This window comes from Paraburkholderia phytofirmans OLGA172 (assembly GCF_001634365.1).
Classification (GTDB): domain Bacteria; phylum Pseudomonadota; class Gammaproteobacteria; order Burkholderiales; family Burkholderiaceae; genus Paraburkholderia.
Window position 1 is genome coordinate 2,263,660 of the sequence record NZ_CP014578.1, and the last position, 15,459, is coordinate 2,279,118.

The 15,459-nt window shown below is 58.5% G+C and carries 13 protein-coding genes; 2 read left to right on the forward strand and 11 right to left on the reverse strand.

From position 1 onward, the window contains the following. On the reverse strand, positions 1 to 837 hold the full coding sequence (locus AYM40_RS09730; RefSeq protein ID WP_236720931.1) for a tyrosine-type recombinase/integrase: 837 nt from the start codon (positions 835 to 837) through the stop codon (positions 1 to 3). A 1,066-nt stretch (positions 838 to 1,903) separates the two neighbouring features. Then, the gene (locus AYM40_RS09735; RefSeq protein ID WP_063496042.1) at positions 1,904 to 2,425 is read right to left on the reverse strand and encodes a helix-turn-helix domain-containing protein; all 522 of its coding nucleotides are present in this window, start codon (positions 2,423 to 2,425) and stop codon (positions 1,904 to 1,906) included. A gap of 238 nt (positions 2,426 to 2,663) precedes the next feature. Here AYM40_RS09735 and AYM40_RS09740 point away from each other — a divergent pair, with 238 nt between their 5' ends. Then, entirely contained in the window at positions 2,664 to 3,080 is a 417-nt protein-coding gene (locus AYM40_RS09740) for a hypothetical protein (protein ID WP_063496043.1), read from the forward strand. Between the two features lie 399 nt (positions 3,081 to 3,479). On the opposite strand, the gene AYM40_RS09745 is transcribed toward AYM40_RS09740, so the two are convergent. The 4 genes from AYM40_RS09745 to tnpA form a co-directional block, all read right to left on the reverse strand. Next, entirely contained in the window at positions 3,480 to 4,676 is a 1,197-nt protein-coding gene (locus AYM40_RS09745) for a tyrosine-type recombinase/integrase (protein WP_082855028.1), read from the reverse strand. Positions 4,677 to 4,987: 311 nt separating this feature from the next. Beyond that, entirely contained in the window at positions 4,988 to 6,589 is a 1,602-nt protein-coding gene (tnpC, locus tag AYM40_RS09750; RefSeq protein WP_063496044.1) for an IS66 family transposase, read from the reverse strand. A 97-nt stretch (positions 6,590 to 6,686) separates the two neighbouring features. Next, a complete protein-coding gene (gene tnpB, locus AYM40_RS09755) occupies positions 6,687 to 7,037 on the reverse strand; it encodes an IS66 family insertion sequence element accessory protein TnpB (protein WP_063496045.1) in 351 nt (116 codons plus the stop codon). After that, positions 7,018 to 7,512: an IS66-like element accessory protein TnpA gene (gene tnpA, locus AYM40_RS09760; RefSeq protein ID WP_063496046.1), complete on the reverse strand. Its 495-nt coding sequence runs from the start codon at positions 7,510 to 7,512 to the stop codon at positions 7,018 to 7,020. Before tnpA ends, tnpB begins: the two co-directional genes overlap by 20 nt. Before the next feature lie 73 nt (positions 7,513 to 7,585). On the opposite strand from tnpA, the gene AYM40_RS09765 reads away from it, so the two are divergent. Continuing rightward, positions 7,586 to 8,548 (forward strand): DNA-binding protein, encoded by a 963-nt coding sequence (locus AYM40_RS09765; protein ID WP_082855029.1) that lies wholly within the window; start codon positions 7,586 to 7,588, stop codon positions 8,546 to 8,548. A 179-nt stretch (positions 8,549 to 8,727) separates the two neighbouring features. Here AYM40_RS09765 and AYM40_RS09770 read toward each other — a convergent pair whose 3' ends face one another. From AYM40_RS09770 to AYM40_RS09790, 5 genes are all read right to left on the reverse strand, one after another. After that, complete coding sequence (locus tag AYM40_RS09770) at positions 8,728 to 10,695, reverse strand: UvrD-helicase domain-containing protein (protein WP_063496048.1); 1,968 nt, start codon at positions 10,693 to 10,695, stop codon at positions 8,728 to 8,730. Beyond that, positions 10,692 to 13,013 (reverse strand): AAA family ATPase, encoded by a 2,322-nt coding sequence (locus AYM40_RS09775; RefSeq protein WP_236720932.1) that lies wholly within the window; start codon positions 13,011 to 13,013, stop codon positions 10,692 to 10,694. The genes AYM40_RS09770 and AYM40_RS09775 overlap by 4 nt, the downstream gene beginning before the upstream one ends. 3 nt (positions 13,014 to 13,016) lie before the next feature. Then, positions 13,017 to 14,099 (reverse strand): IS630 family transposase, encoded by a 1,083-nt coding sequence (locus AYM40_RS09780; RefSeq protein ID WP_063496049.1) that lies wholly within the window; start codon positions 14,097 to 14,099, stop codon positions 13,017 to 13,019. 45 nt (positions 14,100 to 14,144) lie between these two features. Further along, positions 14,145 to 14,354 (reverse strand): hypothetical protein, encoded by a 210-nt coding sequence (locus tag AYM40_RS09785; RefSeq protein WP_063496050.1) that lies wholly within the window; start codon positions 14,352 to 14,354, stop codon positions 14,145 to 14,147. Positions 14,355 to 14,464: 110 nt separating this feature from the next. Further along, complete coding sequence (locus tag AYM40_RS09790; protein WP_236720933.1) at positions 14,465 to 15,457, reverse strand: DUF2971 domain-containing protein; 993 nt, start codon at positions 15,455 to 15,457, stop codon at positions 14,465 to 14,467. Between the last annotated feature and the right edge of the window lie 2 nt (positions 15,458 to 15,459).

Here is a 15,459-nt window from a genome sequence, read left to right on the forward strand (position 1 = left end):
TCAACGGCCCTGTGGAAGCGCGCGCAACACAGCCACACGATCATCGAATTCGTCGTTCCATACGCTCGCGAGCCGGTTTTCAAAGACGGCCCTGGCATAGCGCGAAGGCATGTCTGATTCTTTTGACCAGCCGAAGAACGTGCGCATCTTCTGTAGTGCTTCGTCCATCGCGTCGCCTCGCTCCAGTAACTGGTGAAGCCTCAGCACAGCGCAGGTGTGCCGGAGGTCGTGACAGGTAACCGATTTTTTCCCGGTGCGATCGTGCAGTTCCTGCAGCACCTCGGCTGGCAATGCCTTCGATATCAACGTAAAGATCTTGGTCAATGACTCTGTGGACAGAGGACCGCCAGTCTGGGCATTAAGCATGAACGAATGGGAAGGTCGCCCCCGGTAATTGTCGCAATAGGCCTGCACGAGGCGCGCCGTCGCATCGCTTACCGGTATCTGCCTGATCGAATGAAGCGTCTTGATGCTCGGTTTCGAGTAGCGGCTATCGCCGTCTGCTTCTTCATACCCATTCTGTCGGACGTTCAGCCAGTACCGTGTCCGATCAAGCTTGCGGTCATGGCTGCTTTTGATGGCATCCGCGGTCAGCAGCAAGAGTTCGCCCCGGCGCAGTCCCTGATGGAGCATCAGCACGAATGCAATGAAGACCCGCCAGCGCGTCTGGGAACGTCGGAACGGATTGGCATCCGACTCCGGATCCAGTATCTGATAGAGGCTTTCGACCACACAGGCAGGCAGCGATCGAACCATCTCACTTCGGCCGCCTTGCCGTATGTGAAGCTGGCTGTAAAGCGTCGACAGGCGATGGATCCGCGCTTCGATCTGCTGCATTTTCGCGTCGGCAGATTTCGAAAGCCATGTGACCACCGATGTTACGAAGGTCAGTCCGGTCTGCCACCGATCCTCGTTGCTGCTGGTCGCCGCAGGCTGGTTGCGCAGGCTGACAAACCACGATTCGAGAATGTCCGCGAGCTGGGCGTCGTCGAGACTGGACAGCGCATCATCGAGCGCATTCGCCCGGAATGACCGATCAGCGTGTTCATACAGGCTCTCGATGTACCGCAGCCGCATCGTCTGCGTAGACGTCGCCCATTGTGACGCAGCGACGACCAGCCAGACTGAGGCCCAGTATCGAGGAGCGTGATTGCTGTCAGCCAGCAAGACGCCTCGAAGCGAAAGCGGCACGGCCTCGGCGCTGATCTGAACGAACATAAAAACCCTGCAACCAGAACACAACACCGAAACCTACCATAAGTACATGTAGCCGTTGCGGTATCTAAGGCTTGAACGCTGTCCAACATGCAACACCCTAAAACATACCAACAGTGTTGATAATTTATCTTATGTCAAATTACAAACGCAGGAAGCGCCATCCGAGTCCCGCAACAGATTTCCTTCCCCTCGCCGCCTAAACCGCCACGTCCCCTCGGCTACACGCTCCGGAGCGATTCCGCACGATTGACGTCGGGCTTCCACGCGTTTGTTATCCTTTTTAGGGATTTTGGCCCGATTCTCGTTGCCGGCTTCATAGTCGTGGTGAAAATTTTAAGGATATCCACGCGTTTTCCGCCCATTTGGGGTTCATTCCGCAGCATTCTGACCGGAAGATGACTAAGCGCTGGCGACGAGTCCGCGTCTTTCGCGCCGGATCTGAGACGGCGAGTTGACATAATTTGTATCCCCGTGTCGACAAATGTATGCAGCCCGTCAGACCTATGGCTGTTGACGTCGGCTGTAAGCCCTTGAGTCAGCTGCGTACGCTGATGCATTCGCGACGTTAGTCTGCTCGGCGTTAGGTTGAATCGGCGTTTCCATTCCGCACGCGCTTATGCGCGCACAGCTGGTCCCCCCACCAACGGGTTAGGCCTGTCGAAGAAGACTTCTCCAGCAGCGGGCATTATTCGCCGCCCGCAACAACTCTCGAAGACCGTCGGGCGAGACGACTGTCGTATTCACGCTGAGGGACCGGCATCAACAGGTCGGCAACTGATACACCGAGAATCGTTGCAATTGGCTCTAGGTTCCCTACGGCTGGAACACTTACCAGCAGTTCGAGTTCGGTTACATACGTTCGAAAAAAGCCAGCGGCTTCCGACAGGCGCTCCTGGCTAAGCCCGATGCCTGCACGAAGTCGAAATATATGACACGCAGCTCGTACAGCCGCTTCCTGACTCGACACTTTTTGCTGTTTCTCACCGGCGGAACGTACAAGGTCAACGACATCGAGATGCAGGACGCTGGCCAGTCTGTCGAGACTTGAGAGCCGGAGGTTGCCCGATTTCCGTTCAATCGTCGCAATGTGTCCTCGCGAGAACCCGGTTGCGTCGGCAAGATCCTGCTGTGTCAGGCCGAGTTCCTGCCGCTTCGAACGGACGGCGTCACCTAAATGGAGTGTGCTCTTGGCAATCTTTTTCGGCATATGGCCGAGAGGATCGCCGAGAGCGTTTCTTTTTTCTAGATAGTAAACAGATTCACCTTATGTAGATTCACTTGAAATAGATTACAATACAAATCCGGTTAGGCTTCCCGTAACGCGATGCTGGGGCTTGTTCGTTCGCCCGCTCGAGGGAATGTTTTGTATAGGCGGTTCGCGCGACGTGTGCCGAACAGAGCGGCGCCTTTAGTGATTGCACTCGCAAGTCCTTTCAGGAGGTATCGTGACCGAGCCCGAGCATGAACCTGACACGGCGCGTACGGTAAAGACGGCCTTTGAACTCCCGCTACGTACCCTGTTTCTGATTGACCTTGTTCTTGACCCTGCAACGATTGTCAATGAAGCAGCATCGGTTCGAGTCATCCTGTCGACGGGTTCGGGCGTGGTGAAGATGCTGACGGCCACCGGCGCGACCGCTGCCCAGGTTCACGTTCTGCATAGCCACGAACGGATCATTGATGAGCCATCGGTATCCAGAGTGGCTGATTTACACGTTTCCGACGACGGAAAACTTGTGTATTCGCTTGAGTCGGGCGAGCAATTTCTGGTAGACCGCGATTCCGAGCCAGTCTTGTTGCTCCCGCTGTTGCCTGCCACCGGCGAAGCACGGGGCGTCGTGGACACGGCGGCTGACGCTTGATCTCCAGGGCGGCTATGGACTGGGTGGGAGCGCCGTGCTGCGGTCTACATGGCAGATTAAAGAGGCGGTCTCGCAAACTGGCGACCAGATCTTCTTCGAGTGGGAACGGCGCGGATGAAATTTTGCTGGCGCCGTCTTCGACGCATCACGGGCAATGGAGAAAATGGATTGCAGCACCCGCGTTCCGCCCGTAACAATCGAAGAGGTGGAATACCTCGCAAACTTCTGTTCGACGTGTGCCGTCACCTGAAACAAGCCGCGGACATGGCGACTCAGTGCGTACCAGTCTGTCGATGCGGCATCGGCCCACTCGTGCGTTACGAAGTTCAGTCGGTCCGTGGGTGCATTCGAATTCCGCCCGGCGTAATTCCCGGAACCGGGCGCTGCTTACTTGCGATTTCACATTTCCGTCGCTTTCCAGTCTAACTGATGGCGGCTAACGGTTTGACGGTGACGCTCATCATCCTCTGCATGCAGATAGATGCTGGTGGTGTTCAATGAAACGTGGCCAAGGTTGTCGCGGATCAGCCTGAGGTCGACTCCGCCGTCGGCCATTCGGGAACCCGCTGTGTGGCGCAACCAGTGAGCAGAAGCCCGTTCGAGTTCTGCGGCACTGCCGTGATAGTCTGGTCCCCGGGACCTCAGCCACTTGGCCGTCCCTTCGAAAATCCCCTTGACTGCATCATGTAACGCAGATCGACTCAGATTTCGCATCTTGCCCCCGCGAGGCACGACGAGCGGCGTTTCCTCTCCATGCCGAGGCAACTGGGACAGACCGTTCACTGCCCGATAGCGCGATAGCTCGATGATCAGCTCGGGCGAAACCGGCACGATCCGCTCCTTGTCGCCCTTCCCCAGCGTTACCAGCCACCACTGGTCCTTTCCGTCTGGCGCGAGCCTTCGCATGAACTGTCCCATCTGGCCGCCGGCAACTTCGGAAATCCGCATGCCCTGCAGATAGAACAGGGTGATCAGCCATCGGCTGCGCGAGTAGTAAGCCTTCTGCAGATCCGTATCCTGCGGGAGCTGCTCAACGAAGCGTTTCACTTCGTCCCACAGCGAGACCGGAAGATACCGGCTGACACGCGGCGCGGTTCTTTTTCCCCGCTGACGCAGCAGCGCCATCGGGTTGCCACGCAGGTACCCTGCACTCACCAGCCACGTGAACATCGCGTTCAGGATGACCAGCGCCTGACGCTGACTCGCTGGCGACAACGGTCCGTTGAACGGCCGCCAGCGCTCGTCGCCGCGTGGATACTTTCCGCCACTGGCGGACACCCAGCGGCTGGCCGGCCGGGGGTCAACAAGAAACGCCTTGAACATCAGCAGATCCTCGTGCGTGAGCGATGACAGTGGCTTGCCGAGCTGCACCACGGACCACAGCAGCAGCCGTTCAGCTTCCTTGCGATAGCTGTCGAACGTGGTCTTCGTGTCACCGTGATTCGACAGCCACGCACGGACCGCGTCCAGATCGTTGCGTGCGGACAGCTGGGATCCTTCGGCGGGCGCGCGGTTCGTGCCCTCGCGCCCATTCAGGTGCTCCGGGACGACGAGCGATTCCACGGGCTGGACGGTGGCGATTGTGGCGCTGGACACGATCGGGGCTCCGTTCTGGGTGTGACGCGACGTTGGTGTGCCGATTGCAACCGGCACACGACATTATAACAGTAATGTCGTGTATCAGGATTCGAATGTAGTAAACTTATCGTTATACGTTGTATTATCAACATATCAGATCCCACAGGACACTCGCCTTCGCCATGTCCCTCGAAACCGACATTGAAGCCGTGCGCGAGCGCGCTAATGACACGCAGGCGCTGTATCGCGAGGTCTGCGCGCTGCTGTTCTTCCGCTACGGCGAAACACCGTAAGCGATCAGCGAAGCACGTCCCTCCCGCAGACTTGACCTAGACGTTTTTTTCGTGCTCCCGCTTGCCCAGCTTCCAGGGTAGCAGCGCCTCGTAGTCGTCGGCGCTCTTTGCGTAGGGCAGCGCCTTGAACAGATCAGTCAGGTAGCGGTAGATGTCGACGCGATTGGCCTTGCACGACTCAACGAGCGAATAGAGGTTGGCACTCGCTTTCGCCCCGCCCACCGTGTCCGCGAAGAGCCAGGAGCGGCGGCCTACCGTGAAGGGTCGGATTGAATTTTCGCAAGGGTTATTGTCGATGGGCCACGCTTCGTTCTCGACATAGCGGTTCAGCTTGGGCCACTGCCCGGCCAGGTAATTCAACGCCTTGCCCAGCAAGCCCTTGGGTGCAGTCGTCTCGAGGTGATGATCCAGTAACGCTTTGATTTGCGCGAGCACCGCGCGGCTATAGCGTCGGCGCAGCCGCGCCCGCCGATGCGGTTTTTCGCTGGCACGCGACTCCGCCGCGTACAGCTTGCCAATCAGATGGATGAACTGCGTCGCGGGTTGATGACGGCCACGCGCCTCTTTGGGCAAGACCGCCTCGGCTTCTACGAAGTAGCGGCGGCAATGGGCCCAGCATCCTAAATGCACGAGTTCGTTCGCGCTGGCGATCGCGTTATACGGCTCATAGCCATCGGTCATCAGCACGGCGCCACGGCGCATGCCGACCCACAGGTCCGCTCCCAGCTGTTTGCTGCGCCCGGGCGCATAACTGAACAGCCGCACCGGCGGCCCGCTGCCGTTCATTTGCGCCCACATGTAACTCTTCGTCTGCGGGGCCCGTCCGGGCTCCTTGAGAACCTGCACCGTGGTCTCGTCGCCAAACACGATCTCGCTGTCCAGCAGATGATCACGCATCAGGTTGATGACGGGCTGCACCGCTTCGCCCAGGCGCACCACGCTGGCTGCCAGCGTATTGCGCGAGATATCGCCGCCGAAGCGCCGCAGCAGTGCAGCGATTCGATACAGCGGCAAGCCGTCCACGAACTTCGAGATGACGAACCACGCCAGCGCCGCTTCAGTGAACAACCCCTTCGGGATGATGCGCGAGCGCGCCGGCGTGGCCTTCATGCCTTGATCACAGCTCGGGCACGCATACTTCACGCGCTCATGACGGATCACCCGCACCTGCTGCGGAATGATGTCGAGCTGCTCGCTGACCTCGACGCCGATCTCCACCCGCACGCTGCCGTCGTGCGGGCAGATGCGCTCCTCTTCAGAGAGTTCGTAGCGGATCACCTCGCGCGGCAAGGCCGGATCGAGCGGCTTGCGTCCGGACTTCTTGCGCCGGTGGCCGGCCACCGGCGTGCTGTCGACTTCGTCTTCCTGAGCCGGGAGCGTCGCCGCCGTCGGCGCCAGCGCTTCCGCCTCGTTCAGGAACAGATCACGCTGATCCGCGCTGCGTGCCTCGCTCTTCGCCCCGAACAGCCGGCGCTCGAACGCCTTGAGCTGCTCCTTCAGAAGATCGCGCTCGACCTTCGTTACCCGCAGTTCGCCACGCAACGCGTCGCGTTCAGCAAGCACCGCATCGCGCTCGGCGATGAGCGCGGCGAGTTCCTCGGCGGTGATCGAAGCGGGTTGAACAGAAGCGCGTGTCATGGCGTAACCATAGCGAATCCCGAGGCGCCGTGGGTTTACGTAAATTTGTAACGTCGCCGTCCTCTGTCGCGTCTGAGCTACACCCCAGCGAACGCCATCAGCTGACACGGGCATAGTGCCGCGCCGGATGCTTGCGTATCGCCGCCAGGTCGATGCCCTCAAGAAGCCAATGAAGTTGCTCTACCGTCAGCTCAAGTACGGCCGCTTCGCGTGGCCATATAAAACGGTCAGCCTCGAGGCGCTTCAACATGAGCCAGAAGCCGTTGCGCTCCCACATGAGTAACTTGATGCGATCGGCCCGCCGGTTGCGAAACACATAGACGGCCCGGGCGAACGGATCGAGTCCCAGCGCCTGCTCAACCAGGGCCGACAGACCCGTGATGCTCTTGCGGAAATCCACGGCGTCGCGATGGACGTACACCTTCAGGTCAGCGTCGAGCCGGAACATCGCAGCGCCCCAGCGTTTCGATCATCACCGACACCAGCGTCGCGTCCTGTCCGGCACACTCGAGCCTGAGCGTGATGCCGTTGGGCAACTCCGCCATCAGTCTCGATGGCGCCGGCGTGTATGGCAATGCACGGTCAGGCTCTGGGCGCGTCGGCGCGAGCGTGACATGCTCAGGCTTCGTGTGGACGCTCTCGATTCGGTCCACCGCGACGACCGGCACAAACGCCGGCATCGCGCTTCCTGTCACGGTCGTCGCAACGTGCCCGCCTTGCTCCTGCTGATGCTGGCTGATCCATTTGCGCAGCAGGTTCGCATTCAACTTGTGCTCCAGCGCCATCCTTGCAACCGATACGCCAGGCTGCAAGCACGCCTGTACCAGTTCACGCTTGGCCTGTGGATCGAAGCGCCGGCGGCGCCCGCCTCGCTCAAAGCCTGCTACCAGGCGCTCGTTCAGATCGCTGCTGTCTGCTGCCATAGTGTCCACCTCCGATTTAAGTGGACACTATCGTCGCCTCTCCGGGCGCGTGGCGATAGGGCGTCAATGAACGATCGCTTACGAAACACCGACCGCAAACCGGCTTTACCAGCTGGTTCGCAAGGGCAGCATGAGCGCGCCGGCCAAAGCCCTGCGTGAGTTCTGGATTGAGGTGCGTGACAGGACGCGGGTCGACGTCGGTCAGCCAGATCTGCCGCCGGAGGTGGCGACGGCAGCTGGCGAACTGGCGGCCACCCTGTGGCGCCTGTCGACCGACGCCGCAAATCGAGGGCTGGACGTGTTCAGGCAGGACGCGGAACGGGATATCGAACTCGCGCGGGAGGAGGCGTGCCGGGCGGACAGCGCGCGTGCGGCCGCGCTACTCGCAATCGACGAGGCCGCGGCGATTACAGCCACAGACAGGCAGCGCATCGCGGGGCTTGAGGAACGTCTGGTCGAGCAGCAGACCGCGAATGCCATGCTGCGCGAGCAACTGACGACAGCAAGAAGCGAAAGCAGCGCGGCAGCGACCGCGCTCGCCGATGCGCGGCGCGACTTTGCTGGCGAACTTGAAAAGTTGCGCCACGCACTGACTCAAAACGAGCAGCGGCTGGCCGCGGCGGAAAGGCGTGCGCTCCTCGAAATCGAGAGTGAGCGCGCGGCCGCTACCCGTGCGCGGAAAGATTTTCAGGCCGCAAACGAACGGCTGCTCGAGATTGATGCGGCGCATCGTGCTGAACGTGATAGTTTGCGCGACAGCCTGGCGAGCTTGAAAACCGAATTGGCCGCCACGGTAAGGGATAGCGCAAGCGTACAAGAACAGCTGGCTACCAAGGAAGCCCTGCTCACGAACCAGATTTCGGCTACAGAATCCCTGCGTCAACGACTTGAAACGCTGTCAAAACGTCTGGAGACGGGGCGCAGTGCAACGCCCCGCTCTGCCCTACGGCCGCAAGTTGTCCCGGTTCGCCGAGCCCGTCGGCATGTCGACCTTTCGAAACTCCCATTTCCCAAGCGAAACGCCAGTGGTCAGTGAGATATATTGGAGCGACTGATGGGCGCCGCCGAGGCTGTCATCGATGGCGGGGTCGTCCGAAAGAAGAACTGGAGATTGCTTAACCATTGGTCTTGTTGTTGCGTTCTCTTGACGTCTTAACTGAGGGGTACGTGATTCTCTGACGATACGTAGGTGACACGGTATGCGCAGCAACTGTGTCAATTCGATAACCGTTCCATCGGAACAATCTCATCCGGTTCGAACCACCCGCACTCTTGGATTCTCTGTTGCGCGGCCGTCGGGTCCTTGGCCCAAAGCACCAAGGCGAGGCTCTCCTCGGCGCGGCTGCACGTCACGTAGAGCAAGCGCAAGGTTCTGTCGATAGTGGTCTCTTTGCTATCCGCCGCGTTATTCAGGTCTGTTTCGCTTAGCTGGGCACCCCCGAATACCTTGTCATAAGAGATTAGGAAACCACCGGCGTCCTCGTCATCCATGACGACCATGACGTGCTTGAACTCGGACCCCTTGACGACTTGGTGCGTCGCCAGATCGGCACCACCCGAGAGATAGCATTGATATCGTTCGACCTCACTCCACTTGCAGGCAAAGAGCGCATGCCAACCTCGCTTTCGTCGATCCTCCTTCGGCTCACTCGATTTGTTCTTCGGAGCTGCCGGTGGTTCCGAGTTGTCCAAGTACGCTCGAATCAACGGAGCACCGGACTCAAGTAGGTTGGCGTTGACAATGGTCGCTAAAACTTCGCGCACGGTGGAGCCCTTCTTGGAGCACATCCGCGCAAAGTCGGCGACAGCATGATGCATATTCGCAAGTGCCGTTCGGCGTTCCCCAGTTTCATCGGGGAGGCGTTCCAACATGCCGTTGCGACGAAGGACGTTCATCGAGGCAAACTCATCTACCGTGTCGTCGTCGCGGGCGCAATGAGCGTGGTCAATCACTGGGCCAAGGAGCAATCGGGCTACCGCAGGCCCCGTGTTCTCACCGTTGCCTTGCGGGGCGGCGGCATCTTTGTCGAGGAGCTCCATTGCGATGTAGGCATCGTAGAAGTCGCCCCGTCGCGCCGCCAATTTGTGCTCGAGCGCGAGCACTTTGTAGCTGCGCGAAGCGAGAAGCCAAGACGGCGAGCCTGTGACGCCGGCCATCAGCTGCGCGCATGCGGCCTCCTTGACGAGCTTCTCTTCTGGGCTGAGGTTCGTATCTCCAACGAAGATTCTCACTGTCCCGCCTGTCTTCTCTTCACGGGGATGTTGCGCGACGCCCGTCTTCGGTTGCGTTCGCCCTTCGACATCCGCATCCCAGATTTTGTTGATAAGATCAACAATGCGTCGCTGGCTGCGGTGGTTCATCTGAAGTGCGGGTTTCGCCCACGCTGCCGGGATCTGCGAGGGCAAATCGTCGTGTCCGTGCCCGTAGATCCGCTGTCTGTGATCACCAATCAGACCGAGCGTGATCCTGCCGGGTCGACTATTTGCAAGTTCGAAGAGTGCGTCGAGAACGCTTTTCATCGTGTCCTGCGATTCGTCGATGAGGATGAGGGGATGTCGATCCTCTAGGATCCGCTGAAGGGTCGGACGATGCTTGATGAGCCACGCGGCTACGTCTAGCACCTGCGTGTGTTGCAGCGCACCCTGGCCATACGTATTCCGATCAGGGTGATAGATGAACCTCGCAGTCGAAGCAATTTCCTCGATCTTGGCCTCGCGCTCTGCAAATTTCTCCTTATCTCTATCACTTACGCCCTTGGCCTTGTTTTGGGCTTCTCGTATTGCCTCTTCAAGTTCGGCACGTTCGATGGCAATACGCGCTTCTCGAATGTCGTCGTCGAAGCCCGCGATAAGCTCCCAGCAGAATGAATGGATGGTCGACACCGCAGTCAAATAGTTTTCGCCGAGCCGTCCGTTGACCACGGCCGTCGCATTTTTTGTGTACGTGACGACGCGAACTGATTGACCTCGAGTTCTGAGGCGCAGAGCATACTGGCCGCCGTTGTCATGCGGCACCACGCCCGTGATTCGTCGAAGCACTTCGACCAGCGTGCGCGTCTTGCCCGAGCCAGCGCCCGCAAAGAGAAAAAAACTACGCGCCGGTACATCCGTAATGTAGCCGCATATCTCTTGCACGACATTCGCATCGCGATCATTGCCTTGTGGTTGCACAACTGAGCTCACATTGTCTCTCCGCTCGTCGGCGTCAGGTGGGTTTGAAGCCACGTCAATGCGTCCGCTATGTACGCTGGGCACGTGATAGGTTGATTTGCATTCAACTGTTCGAAAATCGTCGCTGCAAAGTCCCCCTTGTTGAAGCTACCGTGGAGCAATTTGTGAAGCGCCTTTAACAACTCGGCATGATCTGGATGGTCGGCCACCAGTGAGATTAGTCTTCCGAGTGTGCCGATGTGTTCCTTCTCTTTCCCAGTCTTCGGGTCGATCTCCTTTCCTAACGCCTTGAACCAAATGAGGTTGGACAAAACCAAAGAGTCTTCGAAGGAACTAGGCCATCGGTTGCTAGCCTCCGCGACAGGAAGCTGCCAGGCGAAGCGGACCTTTACGCCGTTCGGTGACGCCCACTGTAGGTCCTCAGGCTTCGGCGTTCCATAAGCCTGAAATTCCGCGAGCTTTGGATGCCAGGAGGTGAGCGTGGCATTTCCGCATTCAAGGTCCTCTTGGTCTTCGATGTGAACCGCGACTTTTACAGTGCGGCCCTTCTCATTCTCTGTTGGTTGGACAGGGTCAAGATCCGTGATGATGACAGTGGGGATTCCGAGTCGTTCAACCAACGGCTGAAGGCGATGCGCGTGACTTCCCCCGATATCGAGGAAAGATACATACCTCTGGCTGAGCTTCTTGAAATAGCGCTCGATGAAGAGCGGGATCAACATGCGCTCAGCGGTCCCTTCCACGAACACTGCGGCATCCGCGAACAAGAGATCCGTGTGTTGCACCTGAAAGTACCGTTCGGCAAAAATCTGCGTTTCCGTGTCGTTGCCGAAAGCGTCACCTAGATTGACTACCTCGGTGCTGGGCATCGTGCCCTCACCTTGTTTGGACAAGCGGCGCACATAGCGAAGGCGGGCGAAACTATCCGCGTGTGCCAAGTGACTCGAGTGGGTACTAATCAGGAGCTGGCTGCGAAGGTTGCTGTGCTCAGCGGCCTTCGGACAGATCAAGCCATGCGCCTTTTGGGGAAGAATCCTCTGAACCTGGACATGTAGGTGCGCTTCCGGTTCTTCCAGCATTACGAGGTGAACGGGAGCGGGCGCGCCTTGAGATGGATTCAACCGCGCTGTACGGAACGACACCAGCTGGAAGCTTAGCGATTGAAGGTTTTGATACCCAAGGCCGATGGAGTGCTCAGGCAGTAACTCGTCGACAGCTTTTTTATCCAAGCGATACTGGACTGCCGTACCGTGTGCAAGGAGGTCTGCGGTCTGGATGCGCGTTCGGAAGAGTATTTCCTGCGGATCATACAGACCTGGGTACCCAAGCACCTCGACGTCCTCCATGGAAGGCTTGAGGGCCCTATATATAGTGTCGTCAAAGTCCGCTTGGGCTTTGGCGATTGCCGTGGCCAATTCCTCGGGTTGCCGGGTACCGGGCGTGCCAACGTTTAAGTGCTGCCGCGCAAACTTCAGAAGTTGGCCTGTAAACAGACCGGGGCGAGCGCCGACCGACTCGGAACGGGCTTCGTCTTCCTCCACGCCCAGTCCACGTTGCGCAGCAATAAAGTCCACGCGGATAAGACGTCGCAGGTGCTTTAGATCCACCGGTTCTGTATCGGGTTGTAGGGCTTGCACCTCGTACGGAGTCGCTCCTCCTTGTGGCCCTTTCGCCGGATCCAAGCGATAAACGACAACCCGGCGCGCCAAGTCATTCGACTGACGCAGCCAGTAGTCCAGCAGATCGATAGGCCAGGCATGTCCATCCTTCAGTTTGCTAACGGGGGCTCGAGCCTCCCGATAACGCCACGCAAGCGACTGTAACTCGTCTATCGTGGATGCAGGTTCGAGCCTCAAGCGAATGCCGACCGGGCCACCCGACCACTTTAACGAGGTGATGAACGGGGCCACATGGTTATATGCCCCTTCCTTGGCGTCGAACCACAAGTCCACAAAGGGCATTGTCGCCAAGAAGTCGCGTAGTTGGTCATCCCACTTGTCGCGGGTACTTGAATCAGTTGCAGGATCTTCCGTTAGTGCTTCCCAAAGCCGCCCTAACTCGCGGAGCTTCGGCCACTGGGACAGACTAATGTCAAATGCCTTAAAGCGCGGTGACTCATCTAAAAAGTTACGGATTGCGGTAAGCAGCGACGTTTTCCCGCTGTTGTTCGCGCCGACCATTATCGTTGTAGCCTCATCGAGGTCGAGCCGCGTTTGCGCTAGTCTGCGGAATTTCGAAACTTCGACGGAGGCCAGACGGATGGACGGCGAAACGGGAGAGGTATGAGTTGACATGATGGTCGGTTGGGGTGTTCGCTGCAATTTCAACATGCCCTAGTGTTCCGTCCCAGAAATAACTTTGCATAGCCGGGTCACTTTCTGCAGAATGGAATCGGCTGTCGCGGTCCATACGAACGGCCGCTTGTGCTGGTTGTACTGCTCGGTATAACGCTCGATGCTGGCGATGAGCTGGCGCACGTTTCTGAATGACCCGCGACGGATCGCCTGCTGCGTAATCAGGCCAAACCAGCGTTCAACCTGATTCAGCCAGCTCGAGTAGGTTGGCGTGAAGTGCATGTGGTAGCGCGTATGCCTGGCGAGCCACGCCCTGACCCTCGGATGCTTGTGTGTCGCGTAGTTGTCGACGATCAGATGCACATCGAGATCGACCGGCACCACCTGGTCAATATGCCTGAGGAACGCCAGGAATTCCTGATGCCGGTGGCGCGGCTTGCATTGAGCAATGACTTCGCCCGTTGCTGCATTGAGCGCAGCGAACAGGGTTGTGGTGCCATGCCGGACGTAATCATGCGTCACCCCTTCGAGATAGCCCAGCCCCATCGGCAGCATCGGCTGCGTGCGCTCCAGCGCCTGACATTGGCTCTTCTCGTCGACGCACAGCACCAGGGCGTTGGTGGGCGGGCTCAGGTACAGCCCGACAATATCGCGCACCTTCTCGACGAAGAATGAATCGGTAGACAGCTTGAAGCTCTTTGAACGATGGGGCTGTATACCGAACAGCGACAGATACCGGGCCACCGAACTCTTCGAAATCCCTGTCCGCGCGGCAGCAGAACGCACGCTCCAGTGCGTTGCCCCGTCCGGCTTCTCATGCAACACCCTGGCCAGCAATTCCGCGACCGCCTCGTCGTCATGTGTGCGCGGTCGGCCTGGGCGAGCTTCATCATGCAGACCCGCAAGCCCCTGAGCGACAAACCGCTTCTTCCAGTGCGTGATCGCCGGTGGCGTCACTTCGCACTGCATCGCAATTTCCTTGGTCGTGTGACCGTCAGCGGCCATCAGGACAATCTTTGCCCGACGGACCAGAGAATGAGGCAACGAACGCGAGCGACTCATGGACAGCAACTGTTCTCGCTCCAGTTCTGACACCACAACCTCGATCCCCTTGCGTCCCATGATCGCCTCCTGTCCATCACCGTTCGATCATAGAACAATCCCAATTTACGTAAAGTTATTTCTGGGACGGAACACTAGCAGGCGATATGCTGCGCCGTCGTCAATGTGTGGATTGAACGGCTGCATGGTTCCCGCTACACGCGGGACCAGATCGCTTTCTGTCGACCACAGGAGTGTTAGGCTCATAGTCTTCGCTGCGCTTTCCAACATCTCACGCAGCGTCATCGTGCCGACCGTCAACTGATTTTGATTCATTTTCGATTTGTACCCGTAGTGTGAGTCGATTCACGGTTGCCCGGCCCGCCGGGCAACCGGCAAGCGGCTTTTCCTTGGCTATTCGGTCCTGGACCTGAGTGTGGACCGATCTATATCTCAGGTTGGCCGGGCTCGACGATGTATTGTTCGAAATCTTCGCTTACCGTCAGTGCCCGCCTGGGATAAGTGGCCCCGAGTTCACTGACGTCTAGCTCGGAGCGACCAAGGTTGAAAGTTCCCCTTACTTCACTCATCTGATACAACTCGACTGTCTTGTCACGTCCGTTCAACGCAGCCGCCACAGTGTGCATCACCGTGCGTGGACATCGCATGCCGAAATGAATCTCGACCATCTCGAGCGACGAGTCGGTAGCACCGCGTGGGCCGAGCATCCGCCATTCCTTTTCGTAGTGCCAATCCGAAGCTTTCCGTAGTAGCACTGCTTCGTCGACTGATTTGCGGGCGGCCACTTCGCTGTAAAGCACCATTTTTACAACATCGCTGGCGCGTACGCGGCGCTCTCCTCCGTAACGCACCTGGTGGATCTTGGGCTCGTACTTTTCCGGCAGGGCATAGCCGATGCATAGCCCCCGATGTTGATCACCATAGTGGCTCCACATCAACGGACAGTCGTAGCGCGTTGCAAGGGACAGGACGCCTGTCTCATAGCGCCGAAGCAGCTCCGATTCAATGGCCCAACTAAGCTCGTTCGCAAGGGGACCCGGTGGCTCGTCGCTATGATCTGGATCTGTTGCCCGATAGCGCAATTCGTCGAGAAACTTCTGTGCAGCTGCGCGACTGTGCTTGTCGATGTGCTCCATCGTTCTCGGGCCTCGATATTTGATCGAGCTCGCAGCTGCTTGCATCTCAGCGTGGACGCGGCGACGCACCATTTCGAATACGGCCTGCTCCATTTGCCCCTTGTCACAATCAATCTCGACACACGGCTTTGCGTCGAGCGGATCATTGAAGGACGCGGGATCCGCGAAATAAGCAAGGTCAGCACACAGGAGTTCTATAGTCCGCTCATTGAAGTGGCGGTATTTATAGAGCACCTCAGGGATAGGCGTCGACATGTTGATCCGATCGAAATTTTCAGACACAG

What these genes read in the sequence shown, in the direction of transcription:
- AYM40_RS09730 (WP_236720931.1), bottom strand. Translation starts at nt 837, where the DNA reads ATGCAGCAGATCGAAGCGCGGATCCATCGCCTGTCGACGCTTTACAGC.
- AYM40_RS09735 (WP_063496042.1), bottom strand. Translation starts at nt 2,425, where the DNA reads ATGCCGAAAAAGATTGCCAAGAGCACACTCCATTTAGGTGACGCCGTC.
- tnpC (WP_063496044.1), bottom strand. Translation starts at nt 6,589, where the DNA reads ATGACACGCGCTTCTGTTCAACCCGCTTCGATCACCGCCGAGGAACTC.
- tnpB (WP_063496045.1), bottom strand. Translation starts at nt 7,037, where the DNA reads ATGTTCCGGCTCGACGCTGACCTGAAGGTGTACGTCCATCGCGACGCC.
- tnpA (WP_063496046.1), bottom strand. Translation starts at nt 7,512, where the DNA reads ATGGCAGCAGACAGCAGCGATCTGAACGAGCGCCTGGTAGCAGGCTTT.
- AYM40_RS09775 (WP_236720932.1), bottom strand. Translation starts at nt 13,013, where the DNA reads ATGTTGAAATTGCAGCGAACACCCCAACCGACCATCATGTCAACTCAT.
- AYM40_RS09780 (WP_063496049.1), bottom strand. Translation starts at nt 14,099, where the DNA reads ATGGGACGCAAGGGGATCGAGGTTGTGGTGTCAGAACTGGAGCGAGAA.
- AYM40_RS09785 (WP_063496050.1), bottom strand. Translation starts at nt 14,354, where the DNA reads ATGAATCAAAATCAGTTGACGGTCGGCACGATGACGCTGCGTGAGATG.